Below are 18,200 nucleotides of genomic sequence, written 5' to 3'. Positions count from 1 at the left end.
GCCGTGCTGGAGATCTTGCGGGACCGGTTCCGGGCACGGGTGCAGGCGAGTCTCACCCGGGCCGGGCTGACCCTGCCGTGGTGGGGCGCGTTGTGCGCGAGCGCGGTGAGCTTCGTGTTCACGGCGGTCGCGCTGATCCAACGGGACGCCCTGCTGCCGCCCGAGCCGATCGCGCTGGCCGGTCTGATCGTGATCGCACCTTCGCTGATCTGGGCGGTCACCGACTGGATCATGCCGTGGGTGCGGATGACGGCGCTGATCATCGCGGCCTCGGTGCTGCTGATCGAGCCCGTGCTGCCGGATTTCGCGCCGTTGCTGCTGCTGGTCGCGGCCACCGAAGCGGGCAGTGTCCTGCGGACGACGTGGGGGATCGCCCTCGTCACGGTCGCGGGCGAGGCGGTCCTGGTCGTGGCGGGGATCTGGGGCGGGCTGATCGGCGGGCCGGTGTACATGGTCGCGATCCTGCTCGGCCTCAGCGGCGGGCTCATGGTGCGCTGGTACACCAGGGTGCTGGACGCCGAGCGAGGCAACCGTGACGCCTCTCGCGACAAGGCCCTCCTCGCCGAGCGGCAGCGCATCGCGCGTGAGGTGCACGACGTCGTCGGCCATTCGCTCAGCATCACGCTGCTGCACCTGACCGGCGCCCGGCACGCGTTGCAGCAGGATCGCGACGTCGACGAGGCGATCGAGGCGCTCACCGAAGCCGAGCAGGTGGGACGGGCCGCGATGGCCGACATCCGCCGCACGGTCGGCCTGCTCGCCGACTCGCCCTCGGGCAGCGCCCCGCTGCCGGGGGTGGAGGACATCGCGACGCTGGTGGAACGCACCCGCAGCGCCGGACTGGCGGTGCGCTATACACAGGAAGGCGACCTCGGCCGGGTAGGCGCCTCGGAAGGATTGGGCCTCTACCGGATCGTGCAGGAATCACTTGTCAACGTCGTCAAGCACGCCCCCGGCGCGACCGCGGAGGTCCGGCTGAACGCCGGCCGTCCGGGGGTGAAGCTCACCGTCAGCAACACCCTTCCCGCGACCGTCCGGCGCGCGGCCGAGGACGGTTCGGGGCTGGCGGGGATGGCCGTCCGGGCCGCCCAGCTCGGCGCCGACCTCAGTGCCGGGCCCCAGGGCAGGCAGTGGATCGTGCAGGTCACCGTGCCGGGGGCGAAGCCGTGACCGCCGCCGAGATCCAGGTGCTGCTGGTCGACGACCAGGAGCTGGTCCGGTCCGGGCTGCGGCGGATCCTGCGCCGGCGCGACGGGTTCGTCATCGCGGGGGAATGCGGCGACGGCTCGGAGGTGCCCGCGGCGCTGGCCGCGCACGAGGTCGACGTCATCGTGATGGACCTGCGGATGAAGAACGTCGGCGGGGTCGAGGCGACCAGGCGGCTGCGGCGGTCCGGCGGGCATCCGCCGGTGCTCGCGCTGACCACCTTCGACGACGACAACCTCCTGGCCGACGCGCTGCGCGCGGGCGCGGCGGGCTACGTCCTCAAGGATTCCCCCGCCGAGGATCTGATCAGGGCGGTACGGGCGGTCGCCGCCGGAGACGCGTGGCTCGACCCCGGCGTCACCGGGCGGGTGCTCGCCGCGTACCGGCAGGCCGCCGGGAACGGCAGCGGCGGACGCTCACCGGAACTGCTGACCCCGAGGGAGCAGGACGTGCTCAGGGCGATCGGCCGCGGGCTGACCAACGCGGAGATCGCGGCGACCCTCGTCATCTCGGAGGTGACCGTGAAAAGCCATATCGGCCGGATCTTCACCAAGCTCCAGCTGCGGGACCGGGCGGCGGCGATCGTGTACGCGTTCGACCACGGGATCGTGGTGCCGGGCTGATGCGCGACGATGGGGGGATCATGCCGGACTCGCGACTTCGCTTCGAACTGCTCGGCCCCTTGCGGGCCTGGCACGGGGAGACCCGGCTGGACCTGGGGCCGGTCCGGCAGCAGGCCGTGCTGGCCGCGCTGCTGCTGCGCCCGGACGTGACGGTCAGCCACTACGAGCTGACCGACGGGCTCTGGGAGAAGCCGCCGGAGTCGAACGTGCTGCCGGTGTACGTCCGGCGGCTGCGGCAATGCCTGGACACCTCGGGCCAGAAGCCGCGGGACTCGGTCATCGTGTCCGATCGCGGTGGCTACCGGTTCGCCAGCGGCGGGGTCCGGCTGGACGTGGTCCGGCTGGAGGAGGTCGCCGCCGTCGCGGCCTCGGCCGAGGAGTCGGGCGACCTCGTCGCCGCCGTGGACACCTTCGCCGACGCGCTCCGGCTGTTCCACGGCGAGCCGCTCACCGGGTTGCCCGGCGCGTTCGTCCAGGGGGAGCGGCGACGGCTGGAGGAACGCCGGCTTCTGTTGCTGCGCCGGAAACTCCGGGCCCAGCTGAAACTCGGGCGGTTCGACGAGGTGATCGGCGAGCTGTCGGCGCTGGTGTCCGCCGATCCGCCGAGCGAGCCGCTGGCCGCGTTGCTGATGCGGGCGCTCTACGGTGGCGGGCGGCAGGCGGAGGCGCTCGAGGTGTTCACCGACGTCCGCGAGCGGCTGATCGAGCAGCTCGGCGTCGAGCCGGGCGAGGAGTTGCGGCAGGTGCAGGAGGCGGTGCTGCGGGGGGACGAGGCGCTCCTCGGGGTCGCGCCGCGCCGGGAGCCGTCCCGCCGGATCCGCAACGAGCTGCCCGCCGTCAACGGCGAACTCGTCGGCAGGGACCGGGAACTCGCGCTGCTCGCCGAAGCGGGCGATCCGGAGTCGGTCTCGGTCGACACCGTCGACGGTGTGCCCGGCGCAGGGAAGACCACGCTCGCGGTGCGCGCGGCCCACCGGCTCCGTGAGTCCTATCCGGACGGCGCGTTGTTCGTGGATCTCCACGGCTACACCGAAGGCCGCGAACCGGTGACGCCGGAGCGCGCGCTGCGGCGGTTGCTCCGCGCGGTCGGGGTCGAGGACGGGGCCATGCCGGACGATCTCGACGAGCTGGCGGCGTCGTGGCGGGCGGCGACCGCGCAGCTGCGGTTGCTGCTGGTACTCGACAACGCCGAGTCCGCCGGGCAGGTGCGGCCGCTGCTGCCGTCCGGGCCGGGCAGCCGCGTGCTGGTGACCAGCCGCCGTCGTCTGTCCGGTTTGGACGCCGACCGCCGGGTTTCCCTCGGCGCGCTGGGTCTCGAAGCGGCCGAACGGCTGCTCGGCCGGATCGTGGGGGCACCGAGGGCGGAGGGCGAGCGGTTCGCGGTGCGCGCGCTCGCCGGGCTGTGCGGGCGGCTGCCGCTCGCGCTGCGGATCGCGGGCGCCCGCTTGCAGAACCGTCCGATGTGGACGTTCAAGGACCTGGTCGACCGGATGTCGGACGACGAACGCAGGCTCGGTGAACTGACGGCCGAGGATCGCAGTGTCGAGGTGGCGCTGCGCCTGTCGTACGAACAGCTGAGGCCCGCCGAGCAGAGCGCGTTCAGCGTGCTCGGCCTGTCGCCGACGACCGAGTTCGACCGGCTGTCGGTCGCCGCCCTGCTGGACTGCTCGGCCGCCGAAGCCGAGCGGCGGCTGGAAAGCCTGGTCGACGCGAGTCTCGTGCAGGAGCCGGCGAGCGGCCGCTACCGGCTGCACGACCTGGTGGCGGTCTACGCCCGGCGGCTCGCCGGTGAGATGCCCGAGGACGCCGCCGACGCGGCTCGGAAACGGGTGTACGGGCTCTACCTCGGCGCCGCTCGCCGGGCGAGCGAATGGGGTGTCGCGCGATTCCCGGTGGAGACCGGGGGACTGTTCACCGGGCAGCGTGACGCTTCGGCCTGGCTCGACGCGGCCGGCGACCTGCCGGAGGTGGTGTCGCAAGCGGCCGAAGCCGGGTTGGACGACCTCGCCTGCTCGGTCGCCGAGGGCCTGGTCGACTATCTCGCACGCCAGCAGCGGTACCACGAATGCCGGACGGCGTTGCAGGTCGCGCTGCCGCTCGCCGAACAGGCCGAAGACGAACGCCTGGTCTCGTCGCTGCGGTTCTGCCTCGGCTACGCCTATGCCATGCAAGGACAACTCGACCGCGCGCGCGGCTGGTTCGACGACGCGCTGCGCGCGGGGCGGTCGTCGGGAGACCGCGGCGTGGAGGCGCGGGCGCTCGGCGGGCTCACCATGGTGGATCTCATCGCCGGGCGGCACGATCTCGCGATCCCCGGCATGCGGCGGGTGATGGTCCTCGCCGACGAGGTCGGGGACAGCTGGCTCGCCGAGAGATCGCTGTCCGCGCTCGGTTATCTCGCGTACCTGCGGGGAGAGCACGAAGAGGCGCTCGGCCACCTCGGCCGTGCCCAGGCGCTGGGCGAGGAGATCGGCAGTCCCGGGATGGTGGCCAGGGTGCTGTGCCACAGCGGCACCGTCCGGCTCGAAACCGGCAGGTTCGCCGAAGCCGCGCTCGACCTCCGGCGGTCCGTCGAGCTCGCCGAGGAGACCACGGACGGGCTCCTGACCGCGACCGGTCTCGCGAGGCTGGGCGCCGCGGAACTGGAGCTGGGGAATCTCGACGCCGCCTTCGAACTCCAGCGGCGGGCGCTGACGGCGGTCACCGAGGAGACCATCGTCGGGATGGAGTCGGAGATCCGCAACCGGCTCGGCCGCACCCATCTCGCCGCGGGCGATCCGGTGGCCGCGAGGGAACACTTCGAGTGGGTGCTCACCACCATCGGGCCCGACGGCGATCCCGCGCAGCGTACCCTGGCGCTGGAAGGTCTGGACCTCACCAGACAGTCGGCACACCGGCGTTGACGATCGTGAAGCGGTGGCCCGCCATGCTCGTCTTCCAGCGCGCGAAGTAGGTGTCGGCCGCGTCGGCCAGGTGCGTTCCGGCACGGACCTCGTGGACGACGTAAGCCCACTCCGCGCCGTCGCACAGCACCGATTCCCTTGGTGCTCCACGCTTCCGGAGCACGGCGGAGCAGAGGGCGCCGCGCCTGCCGATGCTGCTGTCGTCGAGACAGCGGCGGAGGTCTTCGACGGCGTGGCCCGCCGTCTCGAACAGCGTCCACCGGTACTTCGGCGACGGGCGCCCGTCGGCCCACGGCGTGGAGAACGCCGCCCAGCTCCAGCCCGGCCCGACGAGCCCGTCCCGTTCCCCGGGGCTCGGCGTGTCGTCCCTGGGCACCACCATGTTGTACGGGGTCCGGCTCGCCGGGCTCATGCACGTCTCCTCGTGGGCCACGGTCCGCGGTCGCGGATCCGTGCCGGAACGGTAAGGCGGAGCCATGAAATCCCGATGAAACGCCGGATGGCCTCGTGAGTGGTCAGGACTGTTCTCTTGACCCGTAAGGCGGATGTGGTGTGTTCGGGCGCTTGCTGGATGCGGGCTTCGGTGTCGCGAAAGCCACTTTCGGGACATCAGGCGTCGCGAAAGTGGCTTTCGCGACGTGGCCGAGCCTTCCGTCGCCCATAAGACCGCATCACCTGTGGCGAAGGGGACTTTCCTCGCGTGCGATGAGGGGAAAGCTCCCTTCACCTCGCCCAGCACCCCCGAGCGCCGGTCCCCCGACGGGACACCCTTTGCCCTACGGCTCAATAACCGTCCTTACCCCTCACGAGGGCTGCGGCACGACGGTCAGCCGCCGCCCGTTGAGCGGCTGGGGCGTGCGGGCGTTGCCCTCACCGAACAGGGCCTGGAACCGCGCGATCGTCGACGGTGAAACGGTCTGCTCGGACATCAGGAACCACTGCACGCCTTCGGTGAACGGGGCCGTCGTGAGGGATCCGTCGTAGCGCAGCGTGCTCCGGTCGCGGGGAAGGAGCGTGGCGAGGTCGAAGTCCTCCAGGGCCACCGTTTCACCGCATTCCGGGGCGAGCTTCGCCAGGACGCGATCCACCGGCGACCCGGCGCCCGAGCGCAGAGGTACCCCGATCACGAGCAGTTTCCCGGCGGCGCTGCGATGGACGAAATGCATTTCCAGCGGATCGGCGCGCCCGCGGAAACGGTGCTCGGACGGGGTGTGGAAATGGAACTGTTCGAGCTCGTAGCGGACCCCGGCGAGGGTGACGTGCCCGGTGCCCGGCCTGACGATGGCCTCTTCGGTTTCTTCGTGATTCCTCGTACCGCATCCGTCGGCGTCCGACGCGTCCTTCCGGATGTATTCGAGGTCCAGATCCGAGTGGCCGTAGGAGATGTCCAGCCTCGGCAGGGTCGGATCGAACCTGATCGCGGCCGGGGAGATGTCGACCGGGCTCTGTGCCGGCTGCCGCGAGTGGGCGGTGCCGCCCGCGGTGAGGAGGAATCCGGCGAGGGCGAGGGGAACGACGAATGCGACAAGGCGCCTGCGCGTCACGCTCTGAACCTTTCGAAGAGCCGCACCCGATGGAGTGGTGCGCGCGAGAAGAACACATCTTTTTCCTGTGCCGAGGAATGCGCAAGTCCCCAGAACAGGGCAATTTCCGACATATTCTCTCGTTTCGTGCGAAACGGAGCGTGTTTTTTTGTCGGTACCCCTCGAAAGATTCACTGTGCGCAGCCGGGTGGACACCCCTAGTATTCGATCATGTCGATCTTGACCGTGCTCCTCGGCCTGGTGGCCCTTCTCCCCGCGGTGGATCCCGTTTCGCGAACGGGCGCCTGCGAGGGAATGGAAGGGGTGACGGTCACGGTCGGCGTCGAGGCCGAAGTGCTCGTGCGGTGCGTGTCCGGTTCACCCGGCGACGCGCGGACCGCGCTCGAGCGGTCCGGCCTCGCGGTCCGGCTGGGGAGCGGAGCGGGGCCGTACGGCGATTCCGGCTACGTCTGCCGTGTCCAAGGCCTGCCCGATGGTGATCCTTGCACCGGCCATCGGGCGGGTTCACCGTTCTGGAAGGTGTGGCGCGTCGGGCTGGATCCGGTCGCGTGGCGCGAATCCGGCACCCAAGGCGGGCCCGGCGCGGTGCGGGTCTGTCCTGGCGGGCTCGTCGGGTTCGCCTTCGGGACTTCGCAGCCGCCGGTGGCGCCCGAGCGGGTGGTGACCACGCCCGGCTGGCTTCCGCCTCGGTGCTGACGGGTCAGTTCGCCGGGACGATGAGCGACGCCATCACCTTCGGGATCAGTTCGCTCACGAACCGGCCGTCGGCCGGGAGTTCGCCGCCTTCCAGCAGGTAGTTCTGCAGTCCCTGCTCGTACAGGGCGACTAGGACGAGTACCGCGTCGTCCGGTGAGATCGTCAGTTTCCGGCCGATCCGGTCGAGCGTGCCGACCAGGATCGCGCCGAGCTCGGTGTGGAAATGCCGGAACGCGGCGCCGATCCGGTCGCGGATCTCCGGCTGCCGCAGGCCTTGCGTGCGAAATTCCGCGCACAGCAGGTACCAGTCCTTGTCCGCGTTGAGCGCGACCATGAACAGTTCGGCGATCCGCCCGAGGGTGGGGGAGAGGTCTTCGCGCGCGCCGACGGCGGTCTCGCCGAGCACGCTCTCGGTGGCCTCGCGGAACCGGTCGAGACGGAGGGTGTTCTCCTCCTGGAACAGGGCGAGGAAGAGGTCTTCCTTCGAGCTGAAGTTCGAGTAGAAGGCACCGCGGGTGAAGCCGGCGCGCTCGCAGATCAGCTCGACCGGGGTGTCCCGGATGCCGCGCTCGGAGAAGGCCTCGTACGCCGCGTCGATCAGCCGTCGGCGGGTGTCCGCCCGGCGCCTGGTCATGGTGGCGCCCCGCTCCTCGGTCATCTCGCCATTCTTTCGCATCGGCCCGGTTCACCCGGCTGTGGGACAGGATACATCGTGAATCGGATACAGCGTGTATTACGATACGCCATGTATCCAACGAGCGCCGGGAGCCGATCGTGTCGTCATTCCTCTACCGCCTCGGCAGGCTGGCCGCCCGCGGACGCGTGCTGGTCACCGCGTTGTGGCTGGTCGTGCTGTGTGTCTCCGGCGGCGCGGCCCTGCTGTTCGGCCAGGGCACCGACGACACGTTCGCGATACCCGGTTCGGAGTCGCAGGAGGCGCTCGATCACCTCGGGCGCGTCTTCCCGCAGGTGAGCGGGACTTCGGCGCAGCTGGTGGTGCTCGTCCCCGAAGGGCAGCGGGCCGACTCCGGGCTCGTGCGCGACTCCGTCTCCGCCGTGGTCCCGGAGCTGACCGGGGCCCCGCAGGTCTCGACGGTGGTGAACCCCTTCGACCCGGCTGTGCACGACGCCGTGTCCAAGGACGGCCGCGCCGCGTTGGTCACCGTGCAGCTCGACGTCGGGCTCGCCGACATCCAGCCGTCGACGAGGACCGCGCTCGCCGGGATCGCGCAGGACCTGGAGAGCCGGATCGGCCACGGTACCGAGGTGCTCACCGGCGGCGACGCGTTCTCGGACAAGGTGCCGAAGCTCAGCCCCACCGAGGGGATCGGCCTCGTCATCGCGCTCGTGGTGCTGCTGATGGTGTTCGGTTCGTTCATCGCGGCGGGAATGCCCTTGCTGACGGCGATCCTCGGCGTCGGGGTCTCGGTGGCGCTGGTCTACGCCGCGACCTCGGTGGCGACCGTGTCCTCGACCGCGCCGATGCTCGCAGTCATGCTCGGGCTCGCCGTCGGCATCGACTACGCGCTCTTCCTGCTTTCCCGGCACCGGGATCAGCTCGCCGAGGGCCTCGAAGTCGAGGAGTCCATCGCGAGGGCGACCGCCACCGCCGGATCCGCGGTCATCTTCGCCGGGCTGACCGTGGTGATCGCCCTGCTGGGCCTGTTCGTCGCGGGGATCCCGTTCCTGACCACCATGGGTGTCGCGGCGGCGGGCGGCGTCGCGGTCGCGGTGATCGTGGCCATCACGCTCATCCCCGCGCTGCTCGCGTTCGCCGGCGAGCGGCTGCGGCCCAGGAAACCGAAGAAGAGCAAGCGCAAGAAGAAGGCGCGCTTCAGCCTCCGTTGGGTGCGGCTCGCCACGAAATCGCCGTGGGTGACGATCGCGCTGATCGTCGGAGTGCTCACGGTGGCGTCGTTGCCCGCGCTCGATCTCCGGCTCGCCTTGCCGGACAACGGAACCGACGAGGACGGCACGCCCGCCCGCGTCGCCTACGACGCCGTCGCCGAGCATTTCGGACCCGGTTTCAACGGCCCGCTCGTCGTCACCGCGGACATCCTGTCGACCACCGACCCGATCGGGATCACCAACGGCATCGCCGACGACATCCGGAAGGTGCCCGGCGTCGCCGTCGTCCCGCTCGCGACGCCGAACCCCAAGGGCGACACCGCGATCATCCAGGTCATGCCGACGACCGGCGCCTTCGACGAGGCGACCGACGACCTCGTCGAACGGCTGCGGGGGATGGAGGGGCAGTTCAAGGACCGGTACGGCGTGCAGACGGCGGTCACCGGGTTCACCGCCGTCGGCATCGACGTGTCCACGCAACTCGGCGACGCGCTGCTGCCGTTCGGCATCCTGGTCGTCGGGCTCTCGCTGGTGCTGCTGGCGATGGTGTTCCGCTCGATCCTCGTGCCGCTCAAAGCCACCTTCGGCTACTTGCTCTCGATCGGTGCCGCGTTCGGCGCGACGTCGTTCGTGTTCGGGCAGGGGCATCTGGCGGAGGCCTTGGGCGTCACCCGCACCGGTAGCGTGATCAGCTTCCTGCCGATCATCCTGATGGGTGTCCTTTTCGGACTCGCCATGGACTACGAGGTGTTCCTCGTGTCCCGGATCCGGGAGGACTACGTCCATCACGGCGACGCGCACAAGGCGATCGAGACGGGCTTCGTGTCCGCGTCGAGGGTCGTGACCGCGGCGGCGGTGATCATGCTGGGTGTGTTCGCCGCCTTCGTGCCGGACGGCAGCGCCACGATCAAACCGATCGCGTTCAGTCTCGCCGTCGGCGTGTTCGTGGACGCCTTCCTCGTGCGGATGACCCTCGTCCCGGCGATCCTCGCGCTGCTGGGCCCGCGCGCCTGGGGCCTGCCGCCATGGCTGGACCGCAAGCTCCCGGTGTTCGACGCCGAGGGCGACGGTCTCGTCCACGAACTCCGGCTCGCCGACTGGCCCGCGCCGGGTTCGCCCGAGGTGATCAGTGCCGCCGGTCTCCGGGTCGACGACGACCGGGGCCGCACGATCTTCCGCGACGTCGAACTGCATCTCGGCCCGGGGGAGATCCTCGCCGTGCACGGTTCCGGCCCCGCGGGCAAGAGCGCCCTGCTCTACGCGCTGGCCGGTCGGGTTCCGCACGTTCGCGGCGACCTGAAGGTGCTCGGCCGCGTGCTGCCGCAGCACGCGCACGCCGTCCGGCGGAACGTCGCTTTCGTCGCCTGCAAGGAGACCGACGACCCGGCCGGGGAGGTCCGCCGCGCGCTCGACGACGGCGTCGGCCTCGTCTTCCTCGACGATCTGGACACCGTCGTCGCCACCGCGCAGCGCGCCGGCCTGCGAGCCGCGTTCGCGAGCAGGGCCGCGACGTTCGCCGTGTCCTGCCAGAGCCTCGCGATCGTGCGGGATCTGCTGCCCACCACCGCCGTCGCGGGCCTCGCCATGACGCCCGCCCTTGTCCCCGCCGAGGTCCGCTGATGTCCCGCTTCTTCACCGGCTCCGCCCGTGCGACCGCCTTCGGTCCGCTGACCTGGAAGTCCTGGCTCGGGATCGTGCTCGTGCCGGTGATCGTCGCGCTCGGGCTGGCGTGGGCGTTCTGGTCGCCCGGCGACAATCACGGCGCGGCCAAGGCCGCGGTGGTCAACAACGACGAACCGGTGACGGTGAACGGCCAGGTGCTCCCGCTCGGCCGGGAACTGGCCGGAAACCTCGTGCACGGTGAGGATTCCGCGTACACCTGGGTGCTCACCGACGCCAAGGACGCGAAGGAGGGCATCTCCGACGGGACGTATTCGGCGGTGGTCACCATCCCGCCGGACTTCTCCGCGCAGGCCACGTCGACGACCGGGAAGCCGCTCGATGCCCGACAGGCGATCATGCGTATCGAGACCTCGCAGCGAACCGGCCTCGTCGACCCGGTGGCGAGCCGGGAGGTCGCGAACGCGACGCTCGCCGCGCTGAACCGGCAGATCGTCGAGACCTATGTGGACAATCTGTACGTCGGCTTCTCCTCGATCCACCAGCAGCTGGTGACGGCGGCCGACGGCAGCGACCAGCTCGTCGTCGGGCTGCGGCAGCTGTCCGACGGGACCGGGAAACTCGCCGCGGGCGCGGGCGAACTCGCCGGTGGGGCGGGAAAGCTCAGCGGGGCCGCCGGACAGCTGGCCGACGGCGCGCGCGAGCTGGCGAACGGCACCGCGCGGCTCGCCACCGGTTCGGGTCAGTTGTCGTCGGGGCTGACCCAGGCCGAGAAGGACACCGCGCAGCTGCCCCGGCTGACCAGGGAACTGGCCGACGGGGCACAGCAGGTCGCGAACGGGAACAAACAGTTGGCCGACAAGATCTCGCCGCTGGCGGACAAGGTGCTCCGGATCATCGACGCGCTGCCCATGGCGGGCGATTCGGCGCGGAAGTTCGCCGAGCTGGCGCAGAAATGCGATCAGGACACGAAGTTCTGCGCCGATCTCAAAGCCGCTTCGGAGAAGTTCACGGCCGACGCCGCGATCCTCGACGGCAAACGCGCCGAGATCCGCGACGCCGTCGTACAGACGAAGAAGGCGGTGCAGGACCTTTCGGCGGGGTCGCAGAAGGTCGCCGACGGGAACAAGCAGCTCGCGGACAAGTCGAAGGAGCTCGCGGGCGGCATCGGCACGGCGGCCGACGGCGCGCGGAAACTCGACGCCGGGGTCAAGGCCGCCGACTCCGGGGCGCGGCGGCTCGCCGACGGCTCCGGTCAGCTCGCCGGTGGCGCGACCACTCTGTCCACCGGCGCCGGTGAACTCGCCACCGGCGCCCGCACCGCCGCCGATGGCGCCGAGCGCGCCGAATCCGGCGCTTCGGAGCTGGCCAAGGGCCTCAACGAAGGCCGGGGCAAGGTCCCCGACTACACCCAGGCCGAACGCGAGCATCTCAAACAGGTCGCCGCCACCCCCGCGATCGCCGACACGGCGGGCTCGGGCACCTTCGGCGAAGGCGCGGTGGCGCTGATCCTCGTGCTGGCGCTGTGGGTGTGCGCGCTGGCGACGTACCAGGTGATCCAGGCGGTGCCGGCGAGCGTGCTCACCACCCGTGAACCGAGCTGGCGGATCATCCTCGCCGCGGCCGTTCCCGGTGCGACGCTGGCGGTGCTGACCGCCATGATCCTGACCGGGGTGTTCTGGGCGTTCCTCGGCCTGAGCTTCGGCAAGGCGGTGACCCTGCTGGTGGTGCTCGTCCTCGCGGCGGGGACGTTCACCGTGGTGAACCAGGCGCTGGTGGCGATCTTCAAACGGCCTGGCCGCTTCGCCGCTCTCGCGATCCTCGTGCTCACTGTCGGCGCTTCACTGGTTTCGACCGTGCCCGGCTTCTTCGGCACCGTGCTGGGAATCCTGCCCACCAACGGCGCGCTGGTCGCGCTGCGCTCGCTGCTGACGGGGTCGGACGGCTTGCCGTCGGGGATCGTGCAACTGGTGGTGTGGCTGGGAATCGGGACGTTGGCGATGTTCCTGGTGACCGACCGGCGACGCTCCTTGCCGGGCCGGGAACTTCGGTTGGCGTAGGCCGAGCGCGCACGTCGCGAAAGCCACTTTCGGGACATCTGACGTCCCGAAAGTGGCTTTCGCGGCACCTGCGGCCCAGGCGTGCCGCCTTACCCCCACCCCGTATGTGACGCACGTCGCTCACTTATACCCTGCGGGGGTACCGTCAGGCTCTTGCGGTACCCCCCTGGGGTATGTACGTTGAATCCATGAGCGGCGCACGAGCCGCCTGGATCACGAGGAGAGCCACGATGAGCGAGACGACCTACACCGTCACCGGGATGACCTGCGGCCACTGCGCGACTTCGGTCACCGAAGAGGTCTCCAAGATCGACGGCGTCACCGGCGTCCGGGTCGATCTGCCGACCGGCGCCGTGACCGTCACCGGTTCCCGTGAACCCGCGGTGGCGGACGTTCGCGCCGCCGTCGAAGAAGCCGGATATCAGCTGACCGCCTGAGCGGCTCCACGATCGCGGGTGGCACCCGCACTAAGGACTCCACGATGAACACAGCAGCGAAGCTTTCCGCCTACGGTGTGGTACTCGCCCTGGTCGCCGGTGGCGGCTGGGTGACGGGCACGGCTGTCGGTCCGTTCGCCGGCGCGGCCGGCGTGCCCGGTGGCGAGGACGCCGGGCACTCGGACACCCACGGCGGCACCGTCGCGGAAGCGGCGCACGGCAAGCAGGAGCACGAACCCGCCGGGCTCGCGTCGTCCAAGGGCGGCTACACCCTCACGCCCACCACCACGACGCTCACCCCCGGGAAGACGGCTCCCTTCACCTTCCGGATCCTCGGCGCCGACGGCGCGCCGGTGACCGCCTACGACGTCGAACACGAGAAGCGGATGCACCTCATCGTCGTCCGCCGCGACACCGCGGGTTTCCAGCACATCCATCCCGAACTCGGCGAGGACGGGACCTGGTCCGTGCCGCTGGCCATCGGGGACGCGGGGGTCTACCGCGTCTTCGCCGACTTCAAGCCCAGCGGCGGCGAGGCGATCACCCTGGGGGCGGACCTCTTCGCGGGCGGGGACTTCCGCCCGGCCGAGTACCGGAGCTCGCATGTCGCGGAGGTCGACGGCTATCAGGTCCACCTCGACGGCGACCTGACACCGGGAACGTCGTCGAAGGTGACCCTCACCGTCACCAAGAACGGCCGTGAAGTCACCGATCTCCAGCCGTACCTGGGTGCTTACGGGCATTTGGTCGCGCTGCGCGGCGGAGACCTCGCGTACCTGCACGTCCACCCGGACGGCGAACCAGGTGACGGCCGGACCCCGGCGGGCCCCGCGGTCACGTTCTTCGCCGAGGTCCCGACGGCGGGCACCTACCGGCTGTTCCTGGACTTCCAGCACGAGGGCAAGGTCCGCACCGCGGAATTCACCGTCACGACAGGGGAAGGGAGCCACTGATGAGCACGGACACCACCGCGGTGGCCAAGTCGGAGGTCGAACTCGCGATCACCGGGATGACCTGCGCCTCGTGCGCCATGCGCATCGAGCGGAAGCTGAACAAGCTCGACGGCGTCACGGCCACGGTCAACTACGCCACGGAGAAGGCGAAGGTCAGCTACCCGGCGGGCATCGAGCCGCGGCAGCTGGTCGAACAGGTCGAGGCGGCCGGGTATTCGGCCGCTTTGCCCCTGGTGGAAAAGGAAGAACCTGCCGAGGAGACCGATCCGATCGCCCCGCTCCGGCAACGGCTCATCGGATCCACCGTGCTGTCGGTGCCGGTGATCGTGCTCGCGATGGTGCCCGCGTTCCAGTTCACCTACTGGCAGTGGATCTCGCTGACGCTGGCCGCGCCGGTGCTGGTGTGGGCGGCGTGGCCGTTCCACAAGGCGGCGTGGGCGAATCTGCGCCACGGCGCGGCCACGATGGACACCCTGATCTCGATGGGCACGCTCGCCGCGTTCCTGTGGTCGTTGTACGCCTTGCTGTTCGGCACCGCCGGAACGCCGGGGATGACGCATCCCTTCGAACTCACCGTCCAGCGGATGGCGGGTGACGGCAACATCTATCTCGAGGTCGCAGCCGGCGTCACGACGTTCATCCTCGCCGGGCGCTATTTCGAAGCGCGGTCCAAGCGACGGGCCGGCGCCGCGTTGCGGGCCCTGCTCGAACTCGGCGCGAAGGACGTCGCGGTGCTCCGCGACGGCGAGGAAGTACGTGTCCCGATCGGCGAACTCGCGGCCGGCGAGGAATTCGTGGTCCGGCCGGGGGAGAAGATCGCGACCGACGGCGTGATCACCGAAGGCGCGTCGGCGGTCGACGCGAGCATGCTGACCGGGGAAAGCGTTCCGGTGGAGGTCGTCCCCGGTGACACGGTGGCGGGCGCGACGGTCAACGCGGGCGGCAGGCTCGTCGTCCGGGCGACCCGTGTCGGCGCCGACACGCAACTGGCGCAGATGGCTAAACTCGTCGAGGCGGCGCAGACCGGGAAGGCACAGGTCCAGCGGCTGGCGGACCGGGTGTCGGCGGTCTTCGTGCCGATCGTGATCGCGCTCGCCGTCGGCACGCTGATGTTCTGGCTCGGTACCGGCGGTTCGGTGGCGGCGGCGTTCACCGCGGCGGTCGCCGTGCTGATCATCGCCTGCCCGTGCGCGCTGGGCCTGGCGACCCCGACCGCGCTGCTCGTGGGCACCGGACGGGGCGCGCAGCTCGGAATCCTGATCAAGGGCCCGGAGGTACTGGAATCGACCCGCGCGGTCGACACGGTCGTCCTCGACAAGACGGGCACCGTGACCACCGGGCAGATGTCGCTGGTGGCGGTCCACGTCGCCGACGGCACCGACGAGGAGACGACCCTGAGGCTGGCGGGGGCGCTGGAGAACGCGTCGGAACATCCGATCGCGCAGGCCATCGCCCGCGCGGCACGGGAACGCACCGGGGAACTGCCCGCCGTCGAGGAGTTCGCCAGCGTCGAAGGCCTTGGCGTGCAAGGGATCGTCGACGGTTCGGCGGTTCTGGTCGGCCGGAGCGCGTTGCTGGAGCAGTGGAGTCACCACCTGACTCCCGAGCTGGCGGAGGCCAAGGCGGCTGAGGAGAAACTCGGTCGCACGGCGGTCGTGGTCGGCTGGGACGGCGAAGCCAGGGCGGTCCTGGTCGTCGCGGACACCGTCAAGCCGTCGTCGGCCGAGACGATCACCCGGTTGCGCGAACTGGGGCTCACCCCGGTGCTGCTGACCGGTGACAACGAGGCCGTCGCCAAGGCGGTGGCCGCCGAGGTCGGGATCGGAACGGTGATCGCCGAGGTGCTGCCGAAGGACAAGGTCGACGTCGTCAAGCGGCTCCAGGGCGAGGGCAAGGTCGTGGCGATGGTGGGCGACGGCGTCAACGACGCGGCCGCGCTGGCACAGGCCGACCTCGGCCTGGCGATGGGCACCGGCACCGACGTCGCCATCGAGGCCGGTGACCTCACCCTGGTCCGCGGCGACCTGCGGGCGGCGGTGGACGCGATCCGGCTTTCCCGGCGGACGCTGCGCACCATCAAGGGCAATCTGTTCTGGGCCTTCGCCTACAACGTCGGCGCGCTGCCGCTGGCGGCGGCGGGCCTGCTCAACCCGATGATCGCCGGCGCCGCGATGGCCTTCAGCTCGGTCTTCGTGGTGTTCAACAGCCTGCGCCTGCGCGGGTTCCGGAGCATCACCGCTTGACGATCGGACCAGGCCTCCTCCAGTATGAACAAGCGTTCATGAACGCACGTTCATAACGGAGGAGGTTCTGGTATGTCCGGCATCGTCAACACCGCGCAGTCGGAGGCGTGGAACGGCTACGAGGGACGGCATTGGGCCGAGCACGACGAGCGCTACGACGCGGTGAACAGCGGATTCAACGAATTCCTGTTCGACGCCGCCGGAATCGGCGAGCGGGACCGGGTGCTCGACCTCGGCTGCGGCAACGGGCAGGTCACCCGGCTCGCCGCCGTCCGTGCTCCGCTCGGGGGAGCGACCGGGATCGACCTGTCCGCCCCGATGCTCGCGACGGCGCGGGCGCGCGCGGACGCCGAAGGTGTCGCGAATGTGGTGTTCGAGCAGGGCGACGTCCAGGTCTTCCCGTTCGAGGACGCGGTTTTCGACGTCGCGCTCAGCCGGTTCGCGGTGACGTTCTTCGCCGATCCGGTCGCCGCGTTCGCGAATGTCCGCCGGGCGCTGAAACCGGGCGGCAGGCTCGCCTTCCTGTGCATGACCGCACTCGCCGGAACCGACCTCGGCGCCGTTTTCGGCGCGCTGGCACCGTTTCTGCCGACCCCGACCGGTGAGGACGGCACGGGGCCGACGGCTTTCGCCGACCCGGCGCGGGTTCGCTCGGTGCTGACCGGCGCCGGGTTCCGCGATGTCGCCTGTGACCGTGTCGAGGCCGACCAGGTCTGGGGAAGCGACGTTCCCGACGCTGCCGCGTTCATCGCCGATTGGGGTCCGGTCAAGTACCACCTCGGCCAGGTGAGCACCCAAGCCGCGAACAGTGCGCGAGAGGCCCTTTCGGTCGCGCTGCGGCCCTTCGAGGGGCCCGGCGGTGTCCGGTTGCGTGGCGCCGCCTGGCTGGTCAGGGCGAAATCCTGATGTCACCGAGAAAAGCGGCCGCCCTGCGGCATACGGAAGACGGCCGGAGCCTGCGCGAGCATTTGATCGATACCGCCGCGGACCTGATCTCCGCGCACGGCACCGCGGAACTCACGGTGCGGGCGATCGCGCGCGCGGCGGGAGTCGCCGATGGCGTGCTGTACAACCATTTCGCCGACAAGGAGGAGTTGCTGGCCGACGCCTTGGCCGCGCACGTACGGAGAGTGGAAGCCGGGCTCGGCGAGCTGCCCGAGCCCGGTTCGGCCACGGTCGAGGTCAATCTCCGCGCCCAGCTGGCTTACGGGCTGGCTCTGCACAAGGAGATCCTGCCCGCGTTCGCCGGGCTGCTGGCCCGTCCCGTCGTGCTCGCGCGATTCGGCGAACGGGCGGGCGATGGCGAGACCTGGCGCGCTCGTCTCGCCGGATACCTGCGGGCGGAGAAGGAACTCGGCAGGCTCGATGGCGATGTCGGGGCGGCGGCGGCCATGCTGGTCGGCGTCTGCCATGAGACGGTGCTCTCGGGTCTGCTTCCGCACGGCCCGGGGGTGACCACTTCGCCGGCGGTGGAAGCCGTGGTCAGGACGGTGCTGGAGGGTATCGCGGTCCGATGAACTCCGGCACGGGTTGATCGGCGGGAGTTCTGGGTAACCCGGATGTGCGACTTCAGCAGGGAGGTCGCGCGCGCGACGGGAAGGGTGGCTCCATGATCAGTATCGCGGAGCATCCGGTGCCGGGAACCTGGGTGCTTGACCTGCGAGCCACGACGCCACGGGCGTTGCCGGACATGCGTGCCTGGGTGGGCAGATGCCTTCCCGATCTCGGCGAGAAGCACCTCGACGACGTCCTGCTGGCCGCGACGGAACTCGTCGCCAACGCCTACGTGCACGGGGGTGGCGCACGCCACATCCAGCTGTGGCGTGGCGTGGCGCCCTGCGCGGTGCGCATCGAGGTCGCGGACGTCAGTGTCGAGCAACCCAGGGCGCGGAGTTCGCAGTTCGAGGATCCGCGCGGCCGCGGGCTGCTCGTCGTCGACGGGGTGGCGGTGCAATGGGGTGTCCGGCGCGAGCCGGTGCGGGGCGGGAAGATCGTCTGGGCGCACATCCGGTGCGACGGCCGCTGTCCGGAAGCGCTTCCGCGCGTGAAGCGCTCCCGGAACTGAGC

Annotated in this window: 15 protein-coding genes; 12 read left to right on the top strand and 3 right to left on the bottom strand. The window is 70.5% G+C overall.

All coding sequences use genetic code 11. The annotated features are described in order from the left end of the window. Positions 1-3 precede the first annotated feature (3 nt). Genes ACOCEP_RS36300 through ACOCEP_RS36290 form a run of 3 tightly spaced genes read left to right on the top strand, consistent with a single transcriptional unit; the run spans position 4 to position 4,732 of the window. Entirely contained in the window at positions 4-1,170 is a 1,167-nt protein-coding gene (locus ACOCEP_RS36300) for a sensor histidine kinase (RefSeq protein WP_482334140.1), read from the top strand. Next, on the top strand, positions 1,167-1,829 hold the full coding sequence (locus ACOCEP_RS36295) for a response regulator (RefSeq protein ID WP_340685655.1): 663 nt from the start codon (positions 1,167-1,169) through the stop codon (positions 1,827-1,829). The genes ACOCEP_RS36300 and ACOCEP_RS36295 overlap by 4 nt, the downstream gene beginning before the upstream one ends. Then, positions 1,829-4,732: an AfsR/SARP family transcriptional regulator gene (locus tag ACOCEP_RS36290; RefSeq protein ID WP_482334139.1), complete on the top strand. Its 2,904-nt coding sequence runs from the start codon at positions 1,829-1,831 to the stop codon at positions 4,730-4,732. The genes ACOCEP_RS36295 and ACOCEP_RS36290 overlap by 1 nt, the downstream gene beginning before the upstream one ends. On the opposite strand, the gene ACOCEP_RS36285 is transcribed toward ACOCEP_RS36290, so the two are convergent. Next, complete coding sequence (locus tag ACOCEP_RS36285) at positions 4,704-5,144, bottom strand: hypothetical protein (RefSeq protein ID WP_482334138.1); 441 nt, start codon at positions 5,142-5,144, stop codon at positions 4,704-4,706. The two genes, ACOCEP_RS36290 and ACOCEP_RS36285, sit on opposite strands and share 29 nt — an antisense overlap. A gap of 391 nt (positions 5,145-5,535) precedes the next feature. Beyond that, positions 5,536-6,276: a carbonic anhydrase family protein gene (locus tag ACOCEP_RS36280; protein WP_482334136.1), complete on the bottom strand. Its 741-nt coding sequence runs from the start codon at positions 6,274-6,276 to the stop codon at positions 5,536-5,538. Positions 6,277-6,486: 210 nt separating this feature from the next. Between ACOCEP_RS36280 and ACOCEP_RS36275 the strand changes: the two genes are divergently transcribed. Continuing rightward, entirely contained in the window at positions 6,487-6,972 is a 486-nt protein-coding gene (locus tag ACOCEP_RS36275) for a hypothetical protein (RefSeq protein WP_482334135.1), read from the top strand. A 4-nt stretch (positions 6,973-6,976) separates the two neighbouring features. Here ACOCEP_RS36275 and ACOCEP_RS36270 read toward each other — a convergent pair whose 3' ends face one another. Further along, on the bottom strand, positions 6,977-7,630 hold the full coding sequence (locus ACOCEP_RS36270; protein ID WP_482334133.1) for a TetR/AcrR family transcriptional regulator: 654 nt from the start codon (positions 7,628-7,630) through the stop codon (positions 6,977-6,979). Positions 7,631-7,746: 116 nt separating this feature from the next. On the opposite strand from ACOCEP_RS36270, the gene ACOCEP_RS36265 reads away from it, so the two are divergent. The 8 genes from ACOCEP_RS36265 to ACOCEP_RS36230 all read left to right on the top strand — a co-directional run bounded on the left by ACOCEP_RS36265 (position 7,747) and on the right by ACOCEP_RS36230 (position 18,198). Continuing rightward, on the top strand, positions 7,747-10,440 hold the full coding sequence (locus ACOCEP_RS36265; protein WP_482334131.1) for an MMPL family transporter: 2,694 nt from the start codon (positions 7,747-7,749) through the stop codon (positions 10,438-10,440). Beyond that, the gene (locus ACOCEP_RS36260; protein ID WP_482334129.1) at positions 10,440-12,500 is read left to right on the top strand and encodes a YhgE/Pip family protein; all 2,061 of its coding nucleotides are present in this window, start codon (positions 10,440-10,442) and stop codon (positions 12,498-12,500) included. The genes ACOCEP_RS36265 and ACOCEP_RS36260 overlap by 1 nt, the downstream gene beginning before the upstream one ends. A gap of 230 nt (positions 12,501-12,730) precedes the next feature. Beyond that, on the top strand, positions 12,731-12,937 hold the full coding sequence (locus ACOCEP_RS36255; protein WP_482334127.1) for a heavy-metal-associated domain-containing protein: 207 nt from the start codon (positions 12,731-12,733) through the stop codon (positions 12,935-12,937). Positions 12,938-12,981: 44 nt separating this feature from the next. After that, positions 12,982-13,890, top strand: a complete 909-nt coding sequence (locus tag ACOCEP_RS36250; protein WP_482334125.1) for a hypothetical protein — start codon at positions 12,982-12,984, stop codon at positions 13,888-13,890. Continuing rightward, positions 13,890-16,133, top strand: a complete 2,244-nt coding sequence (locus ACOCEP_RS36245) for a heavy metal translocating P-type ATPase (RefSeq protein WP_482334124.1) — start codon at positions 13,890-13,892, stop codon at positions 16,131-16,133. The genes ACOCEP_RS36250 and ACOCEP_RS36245 overlap by 1 nt, the downstream gene beginning before the upstream one ends. A 72-nt stretch (positions 16,134-16,205) precedes the next feature. After that, positions 16,206-17,039: a class I SAM-dependent methyltransferase gene (locus ACOCEP_RS36240; protein ID WP_482334122.1), complete on the top strand. Its 834-nt coding sequence runs from the start codon at positions 16,206-16,208 to the stop codon at positions 17,037-17,039. Then, on the top strand, positions 17,039-17,650 hold the full coding sequence (locus ACOCEP_RS36235) for a TetR/AcrR family transcriptional regulator (RefSeq protein WP_482334120.1): 612 nt from the start codon (positions 17,039-17,041) through the stop codon (positions 17,648-17,650). Before ACOCEP_RS36240 ends, ACOCEP_RS36235 begins: the two co-directional genes overlap by 1 nt. A gap of 92 nt (positions 17,651-17,742) precedes the next feature. Then, entirely contained in the window at positions 17,743-18,198 is a 456-nt protein-coding gene (locus tag ACOCEP_RS36230; protein ID WP_482334118.1) for an ATP-binding protein, read from the top strand. Positions 18,199-18,200 lie beyond the last annotated feature (2 nt).

The sequence above is a fragment of the Amycolatopsis sp. CA-211722 genome (assembly GCF_056828465.1).
Note: the sequence above shows the minus strand (reverse complement) of the source record. Positions and strands in the feature narration are given on the sequence as shown.